This window comes from Methylovulum psychrotolerans, from assembly GCF_002923755.1.
GTDB classification, from domain to species: Bacteria; Pseudomonadota; Gammaproteobacteria; order Methylococcales; family Methylomonadaceae; genus Methylovulum; species Methylovulum psychrotolerans.
Window position 1 is genome coordinate 65,453 of the sequence record NZ_PGFZ01000008.1, and the last position, 22,065, is coordinate 87,517.

Sequence of the window (22,065 nt, forward strand, 5' to 3'; positions counted from 1 at the left end):
AAACAAGGCTTTTTTCATTAAACGGACTGAAATCAGTCTGATTAAAATCTCTGAGCTATATGTATAAGTCATTGATTTTATTCTCCCCACCCCAACCCTCCCCATCAGGGGAGGGAGCCGTCTACCTTGACAAGCCTTAGCTCTTCGCTAATCTTTTCCACTATTTAGAGGTGACTTTATGAAAAACTTGATGATCGAGTTTAACGTTTGTCTAAATATTTCCTACCCATTCCTAAGTAGGCTTTCATCTATTTTTTTAGCCTTTGTTAAAATGTCTATAGGGGAGAGCAGACCCCAGCCCTCGTTCCCTTCGGCTTCGCTCAGGGAACGGCTGGCTTTTAGGCGCAAGTCTAAAGACGCGCTAAACCCCTAAAAAGCATCCAAAATTGCTTTTTTCTTCGCGGCATACTCCTCCGCCGAAATCAATTCCGCTTCAAACAGCTTCTTCAATTGCGCCAATTTTTCGCTGGGGTCTACGGCGGCAGGGCTAGGGGAGGCAGGTGCCGCCGCATTATTGCCAAACGCTTGGGCGATGTTTTGCCCAAAACTGATGCCTGCCCCCAAGCCCATACCCATACCCGCGCCGCCGCCTTCGTTTCTGGCTGCTTCCCGTAACGCCTCCAATTGCTGTATCTTGGCATAATCCAAACCGACTGCCTGCGCGGCTTGGGCTTCGGCGGTCATATCGGCGATACGGTTGATGCGCCGTAAGGTATCCTCGTCAAAATCCGTGCCTTCGATACGGAAATCGGTGATGGTAAAGCCTAAATCGGCAAAAATCGCCGCCAATTTTTCTCGGACACCATCGGCGATTTCTTCGCGGTTGGCATCAATATCGACATAGCTGAAGTGACTGGTGGCGAGAAAGTCCGCCAAGGGTTGGTTAAGACGGGCGACAATCACCGCCCTTAAGGCTTCGCTGGTAAACAGGCTCTGCCCGCCGACCACATTGGTAAAAAAAGCCGCCGCCGTTTCGATACGGTAGCTATAATTACCGAACGCCCGCAAACCGACCGGAAACTGGTAACGCGGGTCCAGGTATTTAATCAGCGAATTCGTCCCCCATTTCTGGTCCAGCATCACCGTGGTCTTAAAAAAATACAGACCGACCTTATGCTCGCTCTCAAACGCCTGCATAAACTTGCTGATCGTCGTCCAAAATGGGATATTATCGGTTTTTAGGTTAACTGAGCCGGGTTCTTGGTAAACCGCCTGCACCTTGCCTTGATAAACAAAAATACAGCCTTGGCCGGGGCCGACAATCAGCGTTGAGGCGTTTTTAATCTCGTCGCCGTTATCTGTCCAGCGTTCAAACAAGGCATTAGGCTGAGGGTTTTCCCACTCAATCACCGAACGCAGTTGGCGCTTTAAACCGTCAAAGAATCCCATGGATGTTGTCTCCGTTGTAGCAGTTAGTAAAAATACGATTAGGGGGTTAGGGGCTTTTAGGTTGGTGCATTTGTAAAATACACAAGCCTATAGGGTAAGACAGTTCCCTCCCCTGATGGGGAGGGTTGGGGTGGGGAGAATAAAATCAATAACTTATACTCATGGCTAAGAGATTTTAATCAGGCTGTTTTTATTTTGTTTAATGAAAAAAGCCTTGTTTAGAATCTCCGCACCCCAACCCTCCCCATCAGGGGAGGGAGCCGAATTCCATTGCAACTTTTTGTTTTAAAATAGCTTGTATTCTTTTTTAATATCCGATAGCTGAACTATTTATTCGGATTTTAAAAACTTGATTATCGAGTAATAGCTCTCCCTACATTGCTAGCAAACCCCCAAAACCCATATAGATCCACCATCATTATATAGGCCTATTGCCGCTTATGAAAAAAACCCTACCCCCCGACTTTCAAAACCGTCTCTGGACGGCCATTAAAGCCATCGAGCAACACTCGCAAGTGGAAGTGGTGGTCGTGTTGCGCTCACGCTCGGCAGACTACCACGACATCCACCTCAGCTGGGGGTTGTTAGGGGCATGGTTGGGGCTGACCTATAGCATCTTCGCCCCCACTTTATTTAGCGACTTATGGGTCTACAGCCTTCCTATCGGCGGCTTCATGCTCGCCTACCTGCTCGCCCATATCCCGGCACTGACCCGGCTAAGCGCAGGCAAACGCCGCTTAAACAAACAAGTGGAAATCATGGCGCGGGCGGTGTTCCAAAAAGGTGGCATCCAGCATACCCAAGCCAAAATCGGCGTGTTAGTGTACTGCTCATGGCTAGAACGCCGCGCGTATCTGTTGCCCGACCAAGGCGCGGCGCAAGCCCTACCCGCCGCCGTATGGCACACCCTAGACGCAGGCCTGCAAAACGCTATGACCAGCCCCAAGCCCTTAGAGGCCTTATTGGTGGAACTGGCCAAAGCCCAGCCGATTTTTCAGCGTTATTTGCCGCCCCAAGCCAATGACATTAACGAACTGCCCGACCTGATGGAGATTGACTTATGAAAATCTGGCAACGCATCGGGCTATTGATATTCATTATAGTGGGGCTGAACGGCGCAGAAGCAAGACCCGGCGGCGGTCATGCCAGTTCCGGGCATAGCGCACCCTCAGGCGGCGGCTATAGCCATGGCGGCGCTTACAATTTTGGTTCATACGGCTCAGGCCATAGCTTTAGCGGTGGTAACGTAAAGTTAGGCGGTGTTCCCGCCGATTTACCCGCCGCTTATATCGCGATTATTGCCCTGATACTGCTGATTTACTTGCTGCGCCAATGGGACAAACCCAAAATGGTGGTCGCCCAAGCCACCAGCGCCTACAAAAGCCAGCAAAACAACCGCCTGCAAAGCCAACTGGCAGTCTTTAAACAGCACGATACGAATTTTTCGACCGTGTTATTGCTCGATTTTGTCCACTCCCTGTACAGCAAATTTTATAGCTATTCCACCCACCCCGAATTCAGCTACCTTAGCCCCTTTCTCAGCCCCAGCATCCAAACCCATTTCCAACAAGCCGGGCCGTGGACAATTAACGAAATCGTCATTAATGGCCTGCGGATTGAAAATATCGGCACAATAATGGAAGGCGACCAGCCCACCGACCGCCTCAGTGTGCGCATAGAAGCCAATTACACCCTGCACCAGCAAGACCACGCCACCCGCTACACCGTCACCGAACGCTGGGTTTTGCAACGCCAACACGGCCAGCTATCGCCCCCACCGGAAAAAATGCAGGCCTTATCCTGCCCACATTGCGGTGCGCCCGCGCATTTTACCGATGCCGGGGAATGCCAGCATTGCGGCAGCACCATCAGCCAAGGCGCGAACCAATGGTATTTAAGCCAACGCGCCGTTATCCAAACCACGGCCTTGGCGACGGCTGATTTGGTGAGTTACGCCCAAGAACAAGGCACGGCTTTGCCGACCCTGCTACAAGAAGACTTGGCGCAACAGCAGCAAACCTTTAGCGAAGCGCATGGCCTAGTCGCATGGCAAGACTTTTGGCCGACATTTGCTGATGATGTGGTTAAAGCCTACTTTCTCGACATTTATAACCATTGGAGCCAGCGCGACTGGCAAGCCGTCCGGCATTTGCTCTCAGACCGCCTCTACGAGAGCAACGCTTTCTGGATGGCCTTATATGCCGAACACGACTGGTATAACCGCCTCAACCAGCTCAGCATCAGCCAAATAGAAGCCGTAAACATCGACCGCGATGCCTTTTACGAAGCCATCACCGTGCGGATTTTCGCCTCGTGCTACGATTACACCGAAGATGCCCAAGGCAAGCTCATCGGCGGCTCTAAACGTGAGTTGCGCCGTTACAGCGAATATTGGACATTTGTCCGCCGTAATGGCGTAACCCCCAGCACCGCGCCGTATAGCCTAACCCAATGCCCCCAATGCGGCGCCCCTGCCGACAAAATGGGTCAAACTGCTGAGTGTGGGTATTGCGGGGCGAAAATCAGCACCGGGGCGTTTTCTTGGGTGTTGTTTATTATTAGCCAGGATGAGGTTTATGGGGGGTGACAAGCCGTAGATACCGGGCAGGCGGTTTTGCCCGATAGTTTGCTGCGTGGCCTGCCTATGCGGCGGTAAGCCATACCGCCGCTTTTTTAAGCTAAAAACAGTACAAAATAGTTTAATTTTTTGGTTTTTATAATTTTTTCTATTTTTCAAATGCGCTGGACGTGTATGTTGCAAGCGTTAATAAACGATGTGTAGATACTTATGCCCGCTTTGGCACTTGTAGTGATTATTTTTGGTAATCTTGCACACATTCCAAAAACCGTAAGAACGTGCGCCGCACCGCGAAGAATGCGGGGTTCGCGCCAAACAAGTGCGTTAAGCCAGTGGCGTATTAGCCCTAAGCGTGTAAAATCATAAGTAAAAATCACCGTTAGTATTGATTTTGCGGTATCATAATCCCCATTTGAATTTAGGGTGTTTTATGGCTTCATCTATCAGTCCCAATAAAATCTATCTGACACCTAACGAGGTGGCAGAATTGTTGATGGTGTCCCCTGTAACTGTCAGGTCATGGGCGCAAAAAGGCGTATTGGTTGCAAAGGTTACGCCAGGGGGGCATCGCCGCTTTTTGAAAAGTGACGTGGAAAATTTTGTCCGCGACAGTGGGGTGGCTTATGTCGAAGCAAAGCCCAGCGTATCACGGATTCTTATTGTTGATAACGACCCGCTGATGATGACGTATGTCTACGACATTCTTAATGGTTCGGGTTTGGGTTTTGTGTTGGCCACGGCGCAAAATGGCTTTGAGGCGGGGGCGAAAATGTATGCCTTTGCCCCTGATGTGGTGTTGGTTAACGTTATGTTGCCGGATGGCGACGCTTTTCTGATCACCTCGCAGATTAAAAAAGACTTGGCGACCCGCCATATCTCCGTCATTGCCATTACCGCAGACACGGCTACTGAAAGTATTGCGCGTATCTTGGCGGCGGGCGCCGAAACTTTTCTGGCTAAACCGTTCAGTCCGCAAGATTTGCTGGGGCTGTTAAGCCATACCGCCAGCGTCAGCAAAACTGGCAGGGGCGGGGCGGCAAAGACCGACCAAAAACCGTCGGCTAAATTAAGCGAAGCGGAGTCCTTGCTGTTTTCCTTAAAGCGGCTGGTTGAAACCAAAAACAATTATATAGGCCACCATGATGCTACCCGCCTTAAAGCTATGGTGGGGATTTTTGGCCGCTCGTTGGGCTTTTCGCCCGAACAGTTACAAGCCCTGCATAATGCCTGTGTCCTGCACGACATCGGCAACTTAGGCATCCCCGACAGTATTTTGCTCAAACCCGCCCCACTCACCGAAGAAGAGTGGACGGTTATGCGCAGCCATACGGTGATTGGTGCACAATTATGCGCCAGCTTAAAGGAAATGGAGTCGACGGTGCAGATTATCCGTTCGCATCATGAACGTTGGAACGGCAGCGGCTACCCTGACGGTCTTAAAGGCGAGGCGATTCCGCTGTTAGCAAGGGCATTCCAAATAGTCGATATTTTTGATGCCCTGACATCGCCCCGGCCTTATAAGCCCGCCCTAGATTTTGCTGCCGTCATCGACATTATTAAGCAGGAAATTGCCGAGGGGTGGCTAGACCCGCAGTTAGGCCGCATCTTTTTGGAATTGCTAGAAACCCGTCCACAAGATTTTGCCGTTATCCCTTCCGTTGACGAAGCCGCTTAAGGCAATGCGCTAAGGGAAGTCGCTGTACTTCCCCCTTAGCGCCGTTGGCGGTAGGCTCAAAATCCTCTTTTGCTAAATCCTAATCAAGCGGTCCGCCGCCATTTTTTGCTTTTTCTGTAGGCTAATGATAAAAGCGGCGAGTCTTGCACATTCCTCATGGCCTATGCCTTATCAAATTAGGGCTTTCAGGGTAAACGGGGTTTATGGTACAAAGGCCATAAATTTTCGCTAGGCTCCTGGGCGGCATTGTTGCAGGCGGCCTGTTTTTGCATCACTTCACTAAGGAACATTTGTATGAGCATCAGCTGGGAAACCGTCATCGGCTTGGAAATCCACACCCAATTGGCTACCCAATCAAAAATTTTCTCCGGCGCGTCCACAGCTTACGGGGCGGAGCCCAATACCCAAGCCTGTGCAGTCGATTTGGGCCTGCCGGGGGTGTTGCCGGTGTTAAATGCCGATGCGGTGCAAAAAGCGGTGATGTTCGGTTTGGCGATTGATGCCCATATCGCCCCACGTTCGGTGTTTGCGCGGAAAAATTATTTTTATCCCGATTTGCCCAAAGGCTACCAAATTAGCCAGATGGATTTGCCGATAGTCGGCAAAGGGCATTTGGATATTGAGGTCGATGGCGAGGTTAAGCGCGTCGGCATTACCCGCGCGCATTTGGAAGAGGACGCGGGCAAATCCCTGCACGAAAACTTCCACGGCTTAAGCGGTATCGACTTAAACCGTGCGGGTACGCCATTGCTGGAAATCGTTTCCGAACCGGATATGCGCTCCGCTAAAGAAGCCGTGGCCTATATGCGCAAACTGCATGAACTGGTGCGTTATTTGGGGATTTGTGACGGCAATATGCAGGAAGGCTCGTTCCGTTGCGATGCCAACGTCTCGGTGCGCCCGAAAGGCCAAGCCGAATTTGGCACCCGCGCCGAAATTAAAAACATTAACTCGTTTAAGTTTGTCGAAAAAGCTATCAACCACGAAATCGAACGGCAAATCGAGCTGATTGAAAGCGGCGGCAAAGTCGTGCAGGAAACCCGTTTGTACGATGCCAACAAAGACGAAACCCGTTCCATGCGCAGCAAGGAAGAAGCCAACGATTACCGCTACTTCCCCGACCCCGATTTATTGCCTGTGGTCATCAGTGACGACTTTAAGGCCGAGGTAAAGGCGACCTTGCCGGAATTGCCGGAAGCCAAAAAACTGCGTTTTAAGGCCGATTACCAACTCGACCATGAAAGCGCCACCATCCTGACCGCTTCGCGCCCCTTAGCGGATTATTTTGAGGCGGTGGTCGCCCAATCCGGCTGTGAAGCGAAGTTATGCGCCAATTGGGTCACAGGCGAATTGTCCGCCGCGCTGAACAAAGCCGATTTGGACATTACCGATGCCCCGGTCAGTGCCGGGCAATTGGCGGGCTTGCTGGCGCGGATCAGCGACGACACCATTTCCGGCAAAATCGCCAAGCAAGTGTTTGAAGCTTTGTGGCAACAAAGCGGTGCCAGTGCCGATGACATTATCGAGGCTCAAGGCCTGAAACAGATTACCGACACGGGCGCGATTGAGGCGGTTATCGACCAGATCATCGCCGCTAACGGCAAGCAGGTGGAGCAGTACCGGGGCGGCAACGAAAAAGTGTTCGGGTTTTTTGTCGGCCAAGTGATGAAAGCCATGCAAGGTAAAGCGAATCCAGCGGAAGTGAATAAAATGCTGATGGCTAAGTTGCAGAAGTGATGGGGCGGTTAGAGGACGGCGTTGAGGTGGGCAAGCGGTATCGTCGGACAATGGGATAAGCCGATAAGCTTGGCATTTTTCATTATTGCCAAGCTTATTCTCTGGCTAGCCGCTTAATTGTATTCTAACAACGCCAATAAGGTCTCTAACAGCAAATGAATATCAGCCGCCTCACGCGCGTCAACCCGCACGACAGGCCAAAGGTAGCCACGGTTTTCCAATACGCCGTAGTAGTCCTTAATCGCGGGGCGGCTGGCTTCGTCAAAATGGGTGATGCCGACAACGGCGGGGTTATCCATTAAAAATTCTTCGTTTAAGTGCAGATAGTAGTCCAATTGCGCCAGCGGGTCGTCGTCGCTGTTATCAATCAGAATAATCAGTCCTAAAGCCCCAGCCGTTAAAATTTCGGTCATGAAGGCGAAACGGATTTGGCCGGGTGTACCATACAAATGGACTTTTTCGCCGTTGTTTAAGGTCAGTTCGCCATAGTCCATCGCCACGGTAGTTTTACTTTTACGCAGCTTGACACTGGCTTCGGTCGAGATGACATCGGTGCTAATCGGCAAGGTTTCGCTGATGGTGGCAATCGCGGTGGTTTTACCGGCACCGACACTACCTGTAAAAATAATTTTGATCTGACTCTTCTCGTGCATAATCCCCTCCTTTTTTACGTTATTATTATTTTTGTTGGTCAGGCTTTTACAGATAAACCCGTTTTTTACTGTACTATTTAGCCCTAATGTTGTTAGGCATAGCGGATAAAATTTGTAGCCATGGCTGAAAAATATGACACAAAATAGTCTATTTGAAAAGTTTGTACCATCAATTAATGCAAGCTATTGTTTACTAGGGTGTAAACTATTTAATACTAGAATTATTTATAGTGTGACTACAATTAAAATATAAAGGGTTTATGATAGCTTTGAAAGCCCCGATGTTGCCGGGAAAGGCAGTTTTGGTAGAGTATGTGATATTCCGGCGGCAAAGCCTTCTTTTCATGAGATAATGGCAGGACAAGCCCCTATTGAGAGGGTGCCAGCGAGATGGGCGCGGCTTCCAACCCTTTAGCTAATCGGCCCAGACGGCTCTGTGCGGGCGGATAAGCAATGGCTACCCTGACTTTTTAGACTTAAAAAAACGATCATGCTTAAATACATTCTTCCTTTAATCCTATTCATCGTCATGGCGGTGTTTCTGGCCATTGGCTTAAACCTTAAGCCGAACGACATCCCTTCGCCGTTGCTGGATAAACCCGCGCCTAGCTTTACCGCCCCGAAGTTGCAAGCCCCGCAAGAAAAGCTCTCTACCAGCGATTTAAAAGGCCAAGTCTGGTTGTTTAATGTCTGGGCTTCATGGTGCGTCTCCTGCCGTGCCGAGCATCCGGTGTTGAACGGGTTGGCGCAGCATAAAGCCGTGACCCTCATCGGCCTAAATTACAAAGATGATCCGGCGGCGGCGCAAGGTTGGTTGGGCAGTTTGGGCAACCCGTACACCATCAGCATTATGGACCAAGACGGGCGGATCGGTTTGGATTGGGGCGTGTACGGGGTACCGGAAACCTTTGTGATGGATAAAAAAGGTATCGTCCGCTATAAGCACACCGGCCCCGTAACGGTAGACGATGTTCAACAGATTTTCTTGCCTTTAATCGCTAAATTACAAGCGGAAGCACCATGAAACGCGGCCTATTGATTTTCTGTTTACTGTTTTTGCCCTTGGCTGCCCATGCCATTGACGCACGGCAGTTTGCCGACCCCAAACAGCAAGAAGCTTATGACACACTGACGGCGCAATTACGCTGTTTGGTCTGCCAAAACCAAACCATTGCCGACTCCAATGCCGAGCTGGCGGCGGATTTACGGCGGCAAGTGTATGAAATGCTGGCAAAAGGCCAATCGAAAGAAGAGATTATCCAATTTATGACCGACCGCTACGGTGATTTTGTCTTATATAAACCGCCGTTCACCGCAAAAACCGGCTTGTTGTGGCTGGGGCCGGCAGGCTTTTTGCTGTTGGGCTTATTGGGGGTATTTTGGGTAATCCGGCAAAAAAAAGCTGCCGCCGACCCGGCCAGTGGCCAAGCGGAAAAATTGGCGAAAATCCGCCGTTTATTAGATGAAGGGGATGCGTCTTGACTGTGTTATTTTGGCTGTTTGCCGCCCTGATGGTATTAGCTGCCTTGGCTTTAATCGTACCGCCGTTATGGCGGCAACGCGCGGTCGCCGCCGCCGATATGGACGGGCGCAATATCGCCATTGCCAAAATCCGTTTGGCGGAGTTGCAAGAGCAACGCGAGGTGGGGCTGTTAAGCCCGGCGCAATATACCGAGCAGCGCACCGAGCTGGAATTGGCGTTGGCGGATGATTTGGACATTGCCGCCCCCACTGCCGCCGCAACTCCCCAAAGCCGTTGGCTGGTGTACGCGCTGGTGCTGCTGATACCGTTGTTGGCGGTGTCGCTGTATGCTGATTTGGGTACTTATCAGGCAGTGGAACCGACACCGGAAATGCTGGCGACCACCACCCCGACTGCCGCGACCCCCAGTATCGAACAGATTAACCAGATGGTCGCCAAGCTGGCCGAGCGCATGAAGACCAACCCTAACGATGCCGAAGGTTGGGTGATGTTGGGCAAATCGTATAAATATCTGCAACAATTCCCTAAAGCCGCCGATGCGTTTGGTCAAGCTTATAGGCTGTTGGGCGACAATTCTGAGGTGATGTTGCTGTATGCCGACGCATTGGCGTTTGCCAATAACGAGCAAATGGCGGGCAAACCTGCGGAGTTGGCGTTTAAGGTCTTGGCGAAAGAGCCGGACAATGTCACCGCCCTTTGGTACGGCGGTATGGCGAAAGCCCAAGCGGGGGAAGCGGTGGAAGGCGTTAAATTATGGCGCAAGCTCGCCGCCTTATTGCCGCCCGGCTCGCAAGCCCAACAAGAAACGCAAGCGATTTTGGCCAAACTGGAAGCGACCGTACCCGGCGGTGTGCCTAAGGAAGCGGGGACGGTGGCGACACCGGCCCCAGCGGCGGGCGTAACCCTGCAAGTACAAGTCAGTTTGGCGGCCTCATTACAAGCCGCCGCCGCGCCGGACGATACCGTATTTATCTATGCCCAAGCTTTGACCGGGCCGAAAATGCCGCTGGCGATTATCCGCAAACGGGTCGCCGACCTGCCCGTCACGGTCAGTTTAAGCGATGCCCAAGCCATGTTGCCGACCATGAAACTCTCGGCCTTCCCAAGCGTCAAATTATTGGCGCGGGTGTCCAAATCCGGCACCGCGACTACCGAGCCGGGGGATTTGTTGGGGGTTATTGAGCCAGTGGCGACCGGCAGCAGCCAAAGCCAAGCCATCGTCATTGACACGCAGGTACAATAAGATGACGGAAGCACGGATTATCGAGCTGGAAATCAAAGCCGCCTATCAGGAAGATTTGCTCCAGACCCTAAATCAAGTCGTCAGCCAACAGCAGCAACAGATTGACCGCTTGGAAAAGACCTGTACATTGCTGAATGAGCGGATTAAGAGCGTCTCCAACGAACGCCGCGATGGTGGCAACGACGGTAATGGGCATAAGGTGCCGCCGCATTATTAATCCGGCAGGCAAAACCAAAGACTTTATAAGGTTCATGCTTGTAGAGCGCAATAGCGTCTTCACCTTACTTGGATAAGCGATGAAAAAAATCCCCATCGGTATCAGCAGTTGTTTGCTGGGCCATAATGTCCGTTTTGACAGCGGCCATAAACGTGATGCCTATATCGTCGGTACTTTGGGCGAGTTTTTCGACTTCCGGCCTTTCTGCCCCGAAATGGCTATCGGCTTGGGTGCGCCGCGCCCGACCTTGCATCTGGTCAAGAGCGACGGCGATACCCGTTGCGTCGGCGTGAAAGACCCCAGCCATGATGTCACCGAGCGTCTGCGTGCTTACGCGGCGCAAGAGCAACCCGCTTTTGCCGATTTGTGCGGCTATATTTTTAAAAAAGATTCGCCCAGTTGCGGAATGGAGCGGGTAAAGGTTTATACCAACGGGCAGCCGCACCGCGAAGGTATAGGCATTTATGCCGCCGAGTTGCTGCACAATAACCCTTTGTTACCTATGGAAGAAGAAGGCCGCTTGGGCGACCCCGGCTTGCGGGAGAATTTTATCCGGCGCGTGTATGTCTATTATCGGTGGCGGGAATTATTGGCGGAGGGGCTGACCGTCAATAGCCTGATGACCTTCCATGCCCGCCATAAATTGATTATTATGAGCCATGCCGATTACCGGGGCCTGGGGCAATTGCTGGCCTGTATCGGCAAGGACAATATTGAAGCGGTGGCTGGCCAATATATTAAGGAACTGATGCGGTTGCTGAAAATCATCGCCACGCGGGGCGGCCATGTCAATGTCCTGCAACATATCCAAGGTTATTTGAAAAAAGACCTCTCCGCCGATGATAAGGCCGAATTGTGCGAGGTGATTGAAAGCTACCGCAATGGCGAAGTGCCGCTGATTGTGCCGCTGACCTTGCTTAAGCACCATTTCCGCCACTCCCCCGACCCTTATATCGAAAACTCTTATTACCTGTCGCCTTATCCGCAGGAGCTACGCTTGCTCAACCAATAACGCCCCGTCCGTTATTTTTAAGCTAGGCACAATTTTTTAACGCCCGCCCAATCTGGCCGACTCTCTAACCGCCAGATTGGACTTATCTTCTCCTCTCTCTAAACTGAAAAGATTATCATGAACATACAACAAAAAGCCCACCCTTGGCACGGTATCAGTGCAGGCGATAATCCGCCTAATATTGTCACGGCCTTTATTGAGATAGTGCCTTCCGATACCGTCAAATATGAAATCGACAAAGTCAGCGGTTATCTGATGATCGACCGCCCGCAAAAGTTTTCCAGCACTGTGCCGACCCTGTACGGCTTTATTCCGCAAACCTATTGCGCCGAAGAAGTGGCCGAATTTGCCGAACAAAAATCGGGCAAAACCGTTGCCAAAGGTGACGGCGACCCCTTGGATATTTGCGTCCTTAGCGAGCGCACTGTCACCCATGGCAACATCATCTTGCAAGCCATCCCTATCGGCGGTTTCCGTTTATTGGATAAGGGCGAAGCCGACGATAAGATTATCGCGGTGATGAAAGGCGACGAGTTTTATCGGCAATGGAACGATGTCTCCGACTGCCCCGAATCGTACATCAACCGCTTAAAGCATTATTTTTTGACCTATAAAAATTTGCCCGGCGAACCCAGCACTTGTGAGATAACCAATGTTTATGGCCGCGAAGAGGCCCATGAGGTCATCCGCCGCGCCCAGCGCGATTATCAAAACCATTATGGCAGCAGCCCTTGGGTTAAACGGCGGGCAACGGATACGGATATTGATTTGGTCTAAAGGTTGGCGCAACAGGGCTGTGTGTTTCAGAGTATTCCTTAGGTTAACTCCGCCCTGATAGCCGATCAACGGCCAAAATCCGGCAATTTTTCGGCTAATAAAGTTATTGGCTTTAATGGGCTTGCGTTTCCCCGCAAGTTACGATGAAATAGCAGGAATATTTTTATCCTCTGATTTTGTTAATTGTGTAATGACCGAAAAATATAAAATAGTCGTTGAGGCCAAGCCGCATTACATTGCCGCACAATCCGCACCGCAGGAACACCGCTATGTGTTTGCCTATACCATTACTATCACTAATCAAGGCACTGCGCCGGCCAAGCTGTTAAGCCGCCATTGGCTGATTACCGACTCTAATGGCAAAGTCCAAGAGGTTAGGGGCGATGGCGTTATCGGCGAGCAACCCTATCTTAAGCCGGGCGAGATGTTCCAATACACCAGCGGGGCGATGCTGGACACGCCAGTCGGTACCATGCAGGGCGAATATACGATGAGCTCTGATGAGGGCGAACATTTTAACGCTCTTATCCCTAAATTTACTTTATCCATACCCAGAACCTTGCATTAAGCCATGGCCATTTACGCTATCGGCGATATTCAGGGTTGTTTTGATGATTTGTTAAGACTTCTGGATGTTATCGCCTTCGACAAAAAAAACGACCAACTCTGGTTTGCCGGAGATTTGGTTAACCGTGGCCCTAAGTCCTTAGAGACCTTGCGCTTTGTCAAGGGTTTGGGCGACGCGGCGGTCACGGTGCTGGGCAACCACGACATGCACTTGCTGGCGGCGTCGTGTACACAGAAAATTGCCCTGAAAAAAGACGCACTGACCCCGGTGCTGGAAGCCCCCGATGCCCAAGAGCTGATCGATTGGCTGAGGAACAGGCCGCTGTTTCATCACAGCAACGGCTTTTGCCTAATCCATGCGGGTCTGCCGCCGCAATGGGATTTGAAAAAAACCCAAAAAATGGCGCAGTTGGCGGAAGCAACCTTAAGGGGGCCGGATTATGCGATGTTTTTAAAGCAAATGTACGGCAACAAGCCGAATATGTGGTCATCGAACCTGAAAGGCATGTCGCGGCTACGTTTTATCATTAATTGCTTTACGCGGATGCGTTATTGCGATGAGGCTGGGCGTTTGGATTTTGCCAATAGCGGGCCGTTAGGGTCGCAGCCGAAAGGCTTGATGCCGTGGTTTCAGGTACCTAACCGCAAAAGCGCGGGGTTGCGCATCATTTGCGGGCATTGGTCAACGCTGGGCTATTATGAAGGCGACAACTGTTATGCCATTGATACGGGCTGTTTATGGGGCGGACAACTGACCGCCATCCGCCTAGGCGAGACGGTCGAGCGTTTTAGTATTGATTGCCCAGGGGAGAAGAAGCCGGGCAAGTCGCGGCTGGTTGAAAAAACATCAGCGAAAGCGCAGATGGTAGGGACGGCGGCTTATTCATAAGGCTCGCCTGAGCCAAACCTGTTGATTAAGCTCTGATGTTACGCAGTCACTTTTTCGATATTGAAAAATGTAGCGATGAGTCGCTGTCGCGACGGTTTTTTTAATCGGGTTCTCGCACCCGAAGGCGAGATACTTTCTTTTGCTCCGCCAAAAGAAAGTATCCAAAGAAAAGGCGGCCCGGTTGCCGCTTCTTCCTGCGCTTCTCGGTTTTGTCGGGGGTCGGCAGAGTGGGCTCCTGCCCACCTGCCGACGCGCGGCATCCCTGCCGCGCCCCTTCGGGCTGATCCCGACAAAACCTGCGATGCTCGGCGCGGCAAACGGGGGTAAAGCACGTTACTGCGTAACGTCAGTTAAGCCCTTATTGCGCCGCTTGCAAAAACTTGCGGTAATCGATGGACACTTTCAGCCCGGCAAACTTGCCCGCCATGATAATCAGGGCTTGGGTGTTCTTGGCAAAGGTGAGTTTAACTTCGGATACAGCGTTATCTTCGTAGCCTTTTTCAATGCGGGGGGTGTCCAGCAAAAACAAATAGCTGTACACCTCTTGTTCCGGTTCGTCCTCAATTTTTAACGGTGGCCCCAGTTTTGCCAAAACGGCGGCTTTACTTGGCAGCGGTGCGGTGATTTTGCCGATATGGTCGGTATTGGCCCGTAACGATTGCTTCTCCTTATCAATTTCCGCCCCGGCGATGGAACGCAACGACACTTCTAAAAATTGGGGCGGGGCGATTTCTAAAAATAACCCCGAAAACGACCAGTCGGTGAGTTTTTTCTCGGCATTAAAAACCAATTGGGAATAAAACTTAATTTCCGGCTTCAGCACCTGTTTGTCTTGCCCGACTTTACGGAACCAATACCGCCACCGCCTGCCGTCCTTAAGGGGCAGGTCTTCGCTGGGGTAGAGTTTGGCAAGGGCGACAAAGTCGCTGCTGTAGAGTCTTGGCTCCTTAAAGTGCAGGGTAAACTCGTCACTGGCCTGCACGTTAAAATGGCGGTCGAAGTCGCTCATTTGCAGATAAGTCTGGTAGGCGTGCAGCCACTGCAAGCAGCCGGTCAGCGCGGCCGCTAGCACGAGGATGCCAAGACGGCGGGAATGGCGGGCTAACCAGCTTGGGGTCATTATTTTAGCCTAAACGTTAGTGGCGGGTGGTGGAGGTGATCGCCAAGCCTTCGGGTGCGAAGAGGGTTTCGGCATCGACTTTGTCGAAGCTATAATGCGCCCCGCAAAACTCACAGATCACTTCAATCTGGTTTTGTTCCGCCAAAATCCCTTCCAACTCGGCGCGGCCCATGGCGCGTAAGGTGCGCTCGATGCGCGGACGCGAACAGGCGCACTGGAAGGCGACGGGTTCAGCCTCAAAAACCCGCACTTTTTCTTCATTAAACAAGCGGTACAGCACTTGTTCGCAGTCCAGTTCCAACAATTCTTGGCGGGTAATAGTGCTGGCCAGCAGTTCGACGCGCTCCCAGTCGGCCTGAAAATGTTTCTGGGCGGGCAGTTCCTGCAATAACAGGCCGGCGGCATGGTATTGGTCGGCAAACAGCCACAAACGGGTTTTCAGTTGTTCCGACTGCACGAAATAGGTTTCCAAAGCATTCGCCAGCGATTCGCCTTCCAGTGGCACAATGCCTTGGTAGGGATCGCCATTGGCTATCTCAATGGTCAGCACTAAGCGGCCTTCGCCAAATAACTCGCTTAGGCTGCCTTGGTCTATCGTAGTGTTACTGCGCACCAAGCCGCGTATTTTCCGGTCATGGGTGGCTTGCGCGACTAAAGTCCTGATAGGGCCATCGCCTTGCGCCTGTAAAATCATCGACCCGGAAAATTTAACGGTGGCGGACAATAGGGCGACCGCCGCCAAGGCCTGCCCCAGCAGTTCTTGGACAAAAGCGGATTCTTGCTGATGTTGGCGGGCCGCTTGCCAACTGTCGCCCAGTTTGATCCATTCGCCGCGTACGCCTAATTCTTCGAATAGGAAACGGTGTAAAATATCTTGTTTAATCATGTTACTCTCATTAAAGGTTTGGCCTTTATTATAAGGCAAATTCCTGATAGTCTTAGGTAAAGGCTATTTCCGAACAGAACTTTACCTAAAATACCCGCCATTTAAAAGGTTGCCAATGATTTTCTCCACTAAAAAACTGGGCTTACCCACACCTGAAGAGGCTTTGCCGGGGCGGGACACGCCTATGCCTATCGTTAATCGGCATTTTGTCAGTGGCGAGCCGATTGCCCCACCTTTTCCTGAGCATTGGCAACTGGCGCTGTTCGGGATGGGCTGTTTTTGGGGGGCGGAGCGCAAGTTCTGGCAACAGCCGGGTGTGTGCAGCACGGCGGTGGGCTATGCGGGCGGCTATACGCCCAACCCGACCTATCAGGAAGTCTGCACGGGCGATACCGGCCATAACGAAGTGGTCTGCGTCTTTTATGACCCTGCCCACACCACTTATCAGGCGTTGCTGGAAGTGTTTTGGCAAGCCCATAACCCTACCCAAGGGATGCGCCAAGGCAATGACCGGGGCAGCCAATACCGCTCTGGCTTGTATACCTATACCGATGCGCAATTGGCTCAGGCACGGGCTTCCCGGCAGCATTATCAAGCGCGTTTACTTAAGGCTGGGCTGGGGGAGATTACCACCGAGATTCTGCCCGCCCCGACGTTTTATTATGCCGAAGACTATCATCAGCAATATCTCGCCAAAGAGCCGCAAGGCTATTGTGGCTTGGGTGGGTTAGGGGTGGGGTATAGTTAACTGATGTTACGCAGATATATTCTTCGGTTAAAAAAATAATGAGTCGCTATCGCGACGATTTTTTAATCGGGTTCTCGCACCCGAAAGCGAGATACTTTCTTTTGCTCCGCCTCGGCAATTGCTCCTGCATTGCTCTACCTCCTGCATCCGTGCAGTCGAAAAGAAAGTATCCAAAGAAAAGGCGGCCCGGTTGCCGCTTCTTCCTGCGCTCCTCGGTTTTGTCGAGGGTCGGCAGAGTGGGCTCCTGCCTTTATGCCCTTTGGGTGCACCTGCCGACGCGCGGCATCCCTGCCGTGCCTCTTTATGCCCTATGGGTATTCGGGCTGATCCCGACAAAATCTGCGGTGCTCGGCGCGGCAAACGGGAGAAAAGCAACGTTACTGCGTAACGTCAGTAAATTAGGGAGCAAAAACGGCGGGCAAAAAAAAGGCGGTTAAAAAAACCGCCTCAAGAGTATTAGGAAGGATATAACGCAACTTTCAGCCAAGTAAGCTCTAGGAGCTTCAAAAGTTAGGTTAATAATATCAACACGCCATGCAATTAAAAATGTGACATATTGTCGCAGGTGTGCAACAGGGGGGGTTAGGCAGGCAAAAGCCACTGTGGCAAGGCGGGAAAACGGTCGCCTGAACGTATCGGCTGGCTCAGACAGTATGGGTTTATGTCATTAATTAACTGATTATTATGATAATTAATAATGTATCCTGCTGTTGTATTCGGTTTTTTAGCGGTTGGCAGCCGTAACAGTGTACGCTTTTGGATACACACTATATCTAAAACTCCCGCATAAAACTAAGCCTTCTGAAACGGTTATGGGCGGCAGTCTGTGCCTCAAAACTTAAAACGGCATTTTTGCCCCAAACCTAAACAACAATAAAGCGGCCAAGCTTGCCCCCAAGGTATCCGCAACCCAGTCCATACTGTCGGAACTGCGGCCAGGGACAAAGCTTTGGTGCCATTCGTCAGACAGCCCATATAAACTGCTGAAAGCAATACTGGCCACCGCCAGTATAATAGGCGGCTGGACAAAGGTGCGGAAACCGCGCCACGCCAACACCGCCAAGATAAAATACGCCCCGCTGTGGTAGAGCTTGTCTTGTCCGGCAAACCACATCGGTGCGGGTAAGGACGGCTGGTCTGACAGCCAATAAATAAAGCCGCAATACGCCAACAACCCAAAAACGTCTATACTTCTAACCATAATGAATAACCTGTTTGACTACGCGCAAGCCTGTTTGCATAACGCGGACATTGCCGAGAAATTGGCGTTAACCCATGAAGCGAAAGCCCGTTGTAGCCGTGGCGAGTTAAGTCTCGCCCAGCTAACGCCTGTGGCGGATATTAGCCACGTCACGTTTCCGGCCCAGCCGCAGTGGTTGCCGCCGCGTTTGGTGCCTAACCGCAAACTGACCCAAGCGGGCGGGGTGGCGGCGTTTTTCCATGCCATTGCCCATATTGAGTTTATGGCGATTTATCTGGCCTGGGATATTCTTTATCGGTTCCGTGGCTTGCCTGACGCATTCTATCAAGATTGGCTGAACATTGCCGACGAAGAGGCGCAGCATTTTGAAATGATTTGCCGCCATTTGCAGACCTTAGGGCTGGGATACGGCGACTTGTCCGCCCATGGCGGCCTCTGGGATCATGCGCGGGACACCGCCGATGATGTGCTGGCGCGTTTGGCCTTAGTGCCGCGCTGTATGGAAGCGCGGGGCTTGGATGTGACACCGGGCATCATCAAAAAATTCGCCGCTATGAACGATACTGCCAGTATTGCGGTCTTGCAACGGATATTGACCGATGAGGTCGGCCATGTCGAACGCGGCTCTTATTGGTTTAACACCCTGTGCAACCAACAAGGCTTGGAGCCGGAAAGCCATTATCGGCAGTTAATCCGCCATTACTACCAAGGCGGCAAGCCAAAAGGCCCATTTAACCGAGAAATGCGTATAATTGCAGGCTTTTCTGCTACTGAATTGGACTGGTTGGAAGAAGCATCCTCATGAAGACAAAAACACTATTCGATTACCCGCTGTTTGCCTTGGGCTTTAGGGCGTTTTTCGTCCTCGCTGGCCTGTCTGCACTGATGCTCATCTTGCTGTGGAACGCCATGTTGAAAGGCCAATGGCTACACGCCAATTACTTCGCCCCGAATTTTTGGCACGCCCATGAAATGCTCTTAGGTTATTCGGTCGCTGTGGTGGCGGGTTTTTTGCTCACTGCCGTGAAGAACTGGACAGGCCGCGCCACCGTCACCGGTGGTGCGTTGTTGGGCTTATGCCTGTTATGGCTGTATGGGCGCATTTTGCCGTTTTATGCGGGGCTGTTGCCGGATGGCCTGATTGCCTTAGCCGATCTGGCTTTTTTGCCGTTATTGGCGTTCCGGGTCGGCGTACCTATCGTCCAGGCTAAGCAGTATAAGAATCTGGTTTTTGTGCTGATTTTACTGGTCTTAAGCGTCGGTAACGGCCTGATCCATACCCAAGCCCTAGGCCTTGCCGATACCGCCAGCGTCGGGCTGGAACTGGTGCTGGCGACGTTAATCATCTTGATTTTGGTGATTGCCGGACGCATTTACCCGTTTTTTACCGAACGCGCCATTTCCGGCACTTTAATCCTGAAAAACCCGCTCATTGAAGGCTTGGCTATTGCCAGTGCCGTGCTGGTGTTCGGCCTGCAATTGGCTGACGTGGCGGGCGGCTGGCTGGCGTGGGGCGCGGGCTTTGCCGCGACGGTCAACTTCCTGCGCATCGCTAACTGGTATGTGCCTAGAATCCGCTATGTGCCCTTACTGTGGGTGTTGTATGTCGGCTATGGCTGGATTATCGCCGGGTTTGTCCTTACGGCTTTAGCTGCCTACGCATGGGTGGCCCCGTCTTTGGCTTTACATGCCTTTACCGTTGGCGGCATCGCCGTAGTCACCTTAGGGATGATGGCGCGGGTGGCGTTAGGCCATACCGGACGGGCGCTGAGGGTCTCCAACGCCATTGCCTTGGCGTTTCTGCTGATTAATCTGGCTGCGGTGCTACGGGTGCTGTTGCCCATGGCCTTACCCAGCTGCTATGACTGGTTTATTTATGCCTCGACTTTATGTTGGTTGGCGGCGTTTGCGTTATTCATCTTCATCTATTTGCCGATTTTGACCCAGCCGCGCATAGACGGCCAAGAAGGTTAGTCCTGCCATGCTTTCACACGTCTCCCCCAAATCCGAATTTTCCGCCCGTCAAAATCTGCGCTGGCTGTTTATTTTAAGAAATCTGATGATCCTCAGCGAATCTTTGCTGATTATCCTCTCGACGTATGGTCTGAACATCCGCTTGCCTGAGCAACAGCTCTGGCTGGTAGTATTTATGATCTGCGCCTTAAACTTTTACACCTCCATGCGCCTCCAGGCTGAAGAACCGGTTAACGAGACGGAACTGTTCATCCAGTTAATTATGGATGTGGTGGCTATCGGGGCCTTGCTGTATTTGACGGGCGGTGCGTCCAACCCGATCATTTGGGTGTTTTTATTGCCGGTGATCATCACCGCCATTATGCTGCCGCACTCTTATGCGTGGTATATGGTGATTATCACCACCTCCATGTACACGGTGCTGATGGCGTTTAACATCCCTTTGCCCGCCATCGAGCCGCATTCGCCCAGCCCGCATTTGCTGCATTCGACCATGAACTACGATCTGTTGCAGCAAGCCCATGCCATGAGCGACAAGCACTATTTCAACCTGCATATCTTCGGCATGTGGTTTGGTTTTGTATTCAGTGCGGGTTTGGTGGCGTTTTTTGTCGTCGAATTGGCGATTGCCCTGCGCATCCAAGAGCGTAACCTTGCTGAAGCGCGGGAAAATGCCCTGCGTGATGAGCGCGTGGTCGCCCTCGGTACCTTAGCCGCCAGCGCGGCCCACGATATGGGCACACCGCTGGGGACAATCGCCATTGTCGCCCACGAGTTGGAACAAGAGTACCCCGAACACCGCTTCCCGGATCTGCATGAAAAGACTCTGATTATGAAGCAGCAAATCGAACGCTGCAAAGCCGCCTTGTCGGTGATGTCGGCTTCGGCGGGGGAGTTACGCGCCGAATCTGGCCGCGTCATCTTGCTGACTGAATATATCGACGAGGTGATCAAACAATGGCGCACCCATAAGGTCTCGACCAAACTCAGTTTTGTCATTGACCCGGATGTGCCGTTTGATGCGCAAATTATCGCCGAGCGTACCCTGACCCATTCGATCATTAATATCCTCAATAATGCCGCCGAAGCCTCACCGCCAGAAAAAGGCATCGAATTCCATGCCGACTGGAGCCGTCAACAGGCGATTATCCGTATCCGTGATTTTGGTACCGGTCTCCCCCCGGAACTGCTTAATTTTGCCGGCAAACAGCCTGTGGTCAGTAAAAAACGCGGCTTAGGAGTCGGGCTGTTTCTTACCTACTCCACCATTCAACGTTTAGGCGGCAAAATTAACCTTTACAATCATGACGCAGGCGGTGCCTGTGTGGAGATTACTATTCCCCTTTTACATGCAGAAGAGCAACATGATGACCTTACAGGAATTGGACAAGCCCCGTTTATTGCTGGTGGATGACGACGAAACCTTTTGCAAGGTTTTAAAAGCGGCGTTGGAAAAACGCAATTACGAAGTCCTCGTCGCCAATAACGTCGCCAGCGGTATTGCCTTAGCCGAACAAAACCTGCCCGAATATGCGGTGATAGACTTGCGCATCGGCTATGAATCCGGGTTGGAATTGGTCAAAAAATTGATCTCGCTGGACGATAACACCCAAATCGTCATGTTGACGGGTTTTGCCAGTATCGCCACCGCCGTCGAAGCCATCAAGCTCGGTGCCACCCATTACTTGACCAAACCCGCCAACGCCGACGAAATCGTCAACGCCCTGAATAAAAACGAAGGCGATGCGTCTGTGTCCATCAGCGAAAACCCCTTATCGGTGAAGCGCTTGGAATGGGAGCATTTACAAAAAGTGCTGATGCAGTATGACGGCAATATCTCGGCAGCGGCACGGGCGTTGAACATGCACCGTCGGACTTTGCAAAGGAAGTTGGATAAGCGGCCCGTGCGGGAGTGA

General features: G+C 51.7%; 23 protein-coding genes. 18 read left to right on the plus strand and 5 right to left on the minus strand.

Translation table 11 applies throughout. The annotated features are described in order from the left end of the window. Positions 1-369: 369 nt before the first annotated feature. Complete coding sequence (locus tag AADEFJLK_RS16340) at positions 370-1,389, minus strand: SPFH domain-containing protein (RefSeq protein ID WP_103974977.1); 1,020 nt, start codon at positions 1,387-1,389, stop codon at positions 370-372. Between the two features lie 440 nt (positions 1,390-1,829). Between AADEFJLK_RS16340 and AADEFJLK_RS16345 the strand changes: the two genes are divergently transcribed. The 4 genes from AADEFJLK_RS16345 to gatB all read left to right on the plus strand — a co-directional run bounded on the left by AADEFJLK_RS16345 (position 1,830) and on the right by gatB (position 7,379). Beyond that, positions 1,830-2,453 carry a TPM domain-containing protein gene (locus AADEFJLK_RS16345; protein ID WP_103974978.1) on the plus strand — a complete coding sequence of 208 codons (624 nt, stop codon included), beginning with the start codon at positions 1,830-1,832 and terminating at the stop codon, positions 2,451-2,453. Then, positions 2,450-3,976, plus strand: a complete 1,527-nt coding sequence (locus AADEFJLK_RS16350; protein ID WP_103974979.1) for a zinc-ribbon domain-containing transport protein — start codon at positions 2,450-2,452, stop codon at positions 3,974-3,976. Before AADEFJLK_RS16345 ends, AADEFJLK_RS16350 begins: the two co-directional genes overlap by 4 nt. Before the next feature lie 421 nt (positions 3,977-4,397). Continuing rightward, entirely contained in the window at positions 4,398-5,642 is a 1,245-nt protein-coding gene (locus AADEFJLK_RS16355) for an HD domain-containing phosphohydrolase (RefSeq protein ID WP_103974980.1), read from the plus strand. A gap of 300 nt (positions 5,643-5,942) precedes the next feature. Continuing rightward, positions 5,943-7,379 (plus strand): Asp-tRNA(Asn)/Glu-tRNA(Gln) amidotransferase subunit GatB, encoded by a 1,437-nt coding sequence (gene gatB / locus AADEFJLK_RS16360; RefSeq protein WP_103975106.1) that lies wholly within the window; start codon positions 5,943-5,945, stop codon positions 7,377-7,379. Positions 7,380-7,492: 113 nt separating this feature from the next. Here the strand turns inward: gatB and AADEFJLK_RS16365 are convergent, their stop codons facing one another. Beyond that, positions 7,493-8,032, minus strand: a complete 540-nt coding sequence (locus tag AADEFJLK_RS16365) for a GTP-binding protein (RefSeq protein WP_088620657.1) — start codon at positions 8,030-8,032, stop codon at positions 7,493-7,495. A gap of 490 nt (positions 8,033-8,522) precedes the next feature. On the opposite strand from AADEFJLK_RS16365, the gene AADEFJLK_RS16370 reads away from it, so the two are divergent. The 8 genes from AADEFJLK_RS16370 to AADEFJLK_RS16405 all read left to right on the plus strand — a co-directional run bounded on the left by AADEFJLK_RS16370 (position 8,523) and on the right by AADEFJLK_RS16405 (position 14,220). Next, a complete protein-coding gene (locus AADEFJLK_RS16370; protein WP_088620658.1) occupies positions 8,523-9,056 on the plus strand; it encodes a DsbE family thiol:disulfide interchange protein in 534 nt (177 codons plus the stop codon). After that, a complete protein-coding gene (locus tag AADEFJLK_RS16375) occupies positions 9,053-9,514 on the plus strand; it encodes a cytochrome c-type biogenesis protein (RefSeq protein WP_103974981.1) in 462 nt (153 codons plus the stop codon). Before AADEFJLK_RS16370 ends, AADEFJLK_RS16375 begins: the two co-directional genes overlap by 4 nt. Next, positions 9,511-10,758: a c-type cytochrome biogenesis protein CcmI gene (gene ccmI / locus AADEFJLK_RS16380; RefSeq protein WP_103974982.1), complete on the plus strand. Its 1,248-nt coding sequence runs from the start codon at positions 9,511-9,513 to the stop codon at positions 10,756-10,758. The genes AADEFJLK_RS16375 and ccmI overlap by 4 nt, the downstream gene beginning before the upstream one ends. 1 nt (position 10,759) lies before the next feature. Next, positions 10,760-10,975: a SlyX family protein gene (locus AADEFJLK_RS16385; protein WP_103974983.1), complete on the plus strand. Its 216-nt coding sequence runs from the start codon at positions 10,760-10,762 to the stop codon at positions 10,973-10,975. 79 nt (positions 10,976-11,054) lie between these two features. Beyond that, positions 11,055-11,987, plus strand: a complete 933-nt coding sequence (locus AADEFJLK_RS16390; RefSeq protein WP_103974984.1) for a YbgA family protein — start codon at positions 11,055-11,057, stop codon at positions 11,985-11,987. A gap of 117 nt (positions 11,988-12,104) precedes the next feature. Then, entirely contained in the window at positions 12,105-12,764 is a 660-nt protein-coding gene (locus AADEFJLK_RS16395) for an inorganic pyrophosphatase (RefSeq protein ID WP_103974985.1), read from the plus strand. A gap of 190 nt (positions 12,765-12,954) precedes the next feature. Continuing rightward, positions 12,955-13,332, plus strand: coding sequence for a Co2+/Mg2+ efflux protein ApaG (gene apaG, locus AADEFJLK_RS16400; RefSeq protein ID WP_088620666.1), 378 nt, complete (start codon positions 12,955-12,957; stop codon positions 13,330-13,332). Positions 13,333-13,335: 3 nt separating this feature from the next. Next, positions 13,336-14,220: a symmetrical bis(5'-nucleosyl)-tetraphosphatase gene (locus AADEFJLK_RS16405; protein ID WP_103974986.1), complete on the plus strand. Its 885-nt coding sequence runs from the start codon at positions 13,336-13,338 to the stop codon at positions 14,218-14,220. Positions 14,221-14,578: 358 nt separating this feature from the next. Here AADEFJLK_RS16405 and AADEFJLK_RS16415 read toward each other — a convergent pair whose 3' ends face one another. Next, positions 14,579-15,340 carry a hypothetical protein gene (locus AADEFJLK_RS16415; protein WP_103974987.1) on the minus strand — a complete coding sequence of 254 codons (762 nt, stop codon included), beginning with the start codon at positions 15,338-15,340 and terminating at the stop codon, positions 14,579-14,581. 16 nt (positions 15,341-15,356) lie between these two features. Further along, a complete protein-coding gene (hslO, locus tag AADEFJLK_RS16420; RefSeq protein ID WP_088621682.1) occupies positions 15,357-16,226 on the minus strand; it encodes an Hsp33 family molecular chaperone HslO in 870 nt (289 codons plus the stop codon). Between the two features lie 115 nt (positions 16,227-16,341). On the opposite strand from hslO, the gene msrA reads away from it, so the two are divergent. Both msrA and AADEFJLK_RS24625 read left to right on the plus strand, forming a co-directional pair. Then, positions 16,342-16,974, plus strand: a complete 633-nt coding sequence (gene msrA, locus AADEFJLK_RS16425) for a peptide-methionine (S)-S-oxide reductase MsrA (protein WP_103974988.1) — start codon at positions 16,342-16,344, stop codon at positions 16,972-16,974. 38 nt (positions 16,975-17,012) lie between these two features. Beyond that, positions 17,013-17,411, plus strand: a complete 399-nt coding sequence (locus AADEFJLK_RS24625; protein WP_170065139.1) for a hypothetical protein — start codon at positions 17,013-17,015, stop codon at positions 17,409-17,411. Positions 17,412-17,812: 401 nt separating this feature from the next. On the opposite strand, the gene AADEFJLK_RS16435 is transcribed toward AADEFJLK_RS24625, so the two are convergent. After that, positions 17,813-18,175, minus strand: coding sequence for a VanZ family protein (locus tag AADEFJLK_RS16435; protein WP_088620671.1), 363 nt, complete (start codon positions 18,173-18,175; stop codon positions 17,813-17,815). A 1-nt stretch (position 18,176) separates the two neighbouring features. On the opposite strand from AADEFJLK_RS16435, the gene AADEFJLK_RS16440 reads away from it, so the two are divergent. From AADEFJLK_RS16440 to AADEFJLK_RS16455, 4 genes are read left to right on the plus strand one after another with little or no spacing between them, the layout of a single operon-like run. Next, positions 18,177-18,980 carry a ferritin-like domain-containing protein gene (locus tag AADEFJLK_RS16440; RefSeq protein WP_103974989.1) on the plus strand — a complete coding sequence of 268 codons (804 nt, stop codon included), beginning with the start codon at positions 18,177-18,179 and terminating at the stop codon, positions 18,978-18,980. After that, positions 18,977-20,149: an NnrS family protein gene (locus tag AADEFJLK_RS16445; protein WP_103974990.1), complete on the plus strand. Its 1,173-nt coding sequence runs from the start codon at positions 18,977-18,979 to the stop codon at positions 20,147-20,149. Before AADEFJLK_RS16440 ends, AADEFJLK_RS16445 begins: the two co-directional genes overlap by 4 nt. A gap of 7 nt (positions 20,150-20,156) precedes the next feature. Continuing rightward, complete coding sequence (locus tag AADEFJLK_RS16450) at positions 20,157-21,563, plus strand: ATP-binding protein (RefSeq protein WP_170065140.1); 1,407 nt, start codon at positions 20,157-20,159, stop codon at positions 21,561-21,563. Beyond that, entirely contained in the window at positions 21,517-22,065 is a 549-nt protein-coding gene (locus AADEFJLK_RS16455) for a response regulator transcription factor (RefSeq protein ID WP_103974992.1), read from the plus strand. Before AADEFJLK_RS16450 ends, AADEFJLK_RS16455 begins: the two co-directional genes overlap by 47 nt.

Excerpts from the sequence above, each read along its gene's own strand:
- AADEFJLK_RS16340 (WP_103974977.1), bottom strand. The coding sequence starts at position 1,389 with ATGGGATTCTTTGACGGTTTAAAGCGCCAACTGCGTTCGGTGATTGAG.
- AADEFJLK_RS16450 (WP_170065140.1), top strand. The coding sequence starts at position 20,157 with ATGCTTTCACACGTCTCCCCCAAATCCGAATTTTCCGCCCGTCAAAAT.
- AADEFJLK_RS16455 (WP_103974992.1), top strand. The coding sequence starts at position 21,517 with ATGACCTTACAGGAATTGGACAAGCCCCGTTTATTGCTGGTGGATGAC.
- AADEFJLK_RS16440 (WP_103974989.1), top strand. The coding sequence starts at position 18,177 with ATGAATAACCTGTTTGACTACGCGCAAGCCTGTTTGCATAACGCGGAC.
- AADEFJLK_RS16370 (WP_088620658.1), top strand. The coding sequence starts at position 8,523 with ATGCTTAAATACATTCTTCCTTTAATCCTATTCATCGTCATGGCGGTG.
- AADEFJLK_RS16385 (WP_103974983.1), top strand. The coding sequence starts at position 10,760 with ATGACGGAAGCACGGATTATCGAGCTGGAAATCAAAGCCGCCTATCAG.
- msrA (WP_103974988.1), top strand. The coding sequence starts at position 16,342 with ATGATTTTCTCCACTAAAAAACTGGGCTTACCCACACCTGAAGAGGCT.
- AADEFJLK_RS16350 (WP_103974979.1), top strand. The coding sequence starts at position 2,450 with ATGAAAATCTGGCAACGCATCGGGCTATTGATATTCATTATAGTGGGG.
- AADEFJLK_RS16345 (WP_103974978.1), top strand. The coding sequence starts at position 1,830 with ATGAAAAAAACCCTACCCCCCGACTTTCAAAACCGTCTCTGGACGGCC.
- AADEFJLK_RS16365 (WP_088620657.1), bottom strand. The coding sequence starts at position 8,032 with ATGCACGAGAAGAGTCAGATCAAAATTATTTTTACAGGTAGTGTCGGT.
- apaG (WP_088620666.1), top strand. The coding sequence starts at position 12,955 with ATGACCGAAAAATATAAAATAGTCGTTGAGGCCAAGCCGCATTACATT.
- AADEFJLK_RS16390 (WP_103974984.1), top strand. The coding sequence starts at position 11,055 with ATGAAAAAAATCCCCATCGGTATCAGCAGTTGTTTGCTGGGCCATAAT.
- AADEFJLK_RS16435 (WP_088620671.1), bottom strand. The coding sequence starts at position 18,175 with ATGGTTAGAAGTATAGACGTTTTTGGGTTGTTGGCGTATTGCGGCTTT.
- AADEFJLK_RS16355 (WP_103974980.1), top strand. The coding sequence starts at position 4,398 with ATGGCTTCATCTATCAGTCCCAATAAAATCTATCTGACACCTAACGAG.
- AADEFJLK_RS24625 (WP_170065139.1), top strand. The coding sequence starts at position 17,013 with ATGAGTCGCTATCGCGACGATTTTTTAATCGGGTTCTCGCACCCGAAA.
- hslO (WP_088621682.1), bottom strand. The coding sequence starts at position 16,226 with ATGATTAAACAAGATATTTTACACCGTTTCCTATTCGAAGAATTAGGC.
- AADEFJLK_RS16375 (WP_103974981.1), top strand. The coding sequence starts at position 9,053 with ATGAAACGCGGCCTATTGATTTTCTGTTTACTGTTTTTGCCCTTGGCT.
- AADEFJLK_RS16415 (WP_103974987.1), bottom strand. The coding sequence starts at position 15,340 with ATGACCCCAAGCTGGTTAGCCCGCCATTCCCGCCGTCTTGGCATCCTC.
- AADEFJLK_RS16445 (WP_103974990.1), top strand. The coding sequence starts at position 18,977 with ATGAAGACAAAAACACTATTCGATTACCCGCTGTTTGCCTTGGGCTTT.
- AADEFJLK_RS16405 (WP_103974986.1), top strand. The coding sequence starts at position 13,336 with ATGGCCATTTACGCTATCGGCGATATTCAGGGTTGTTTTGATGATTTG.
- AADEFJLK_RS16395 (WP_103974985.1), top strand. The coding sequence starts at position 12,105 with ATGAACATACAACAAAAAGCCCACCCTTGGCACGGTATCAGTGCAGGC.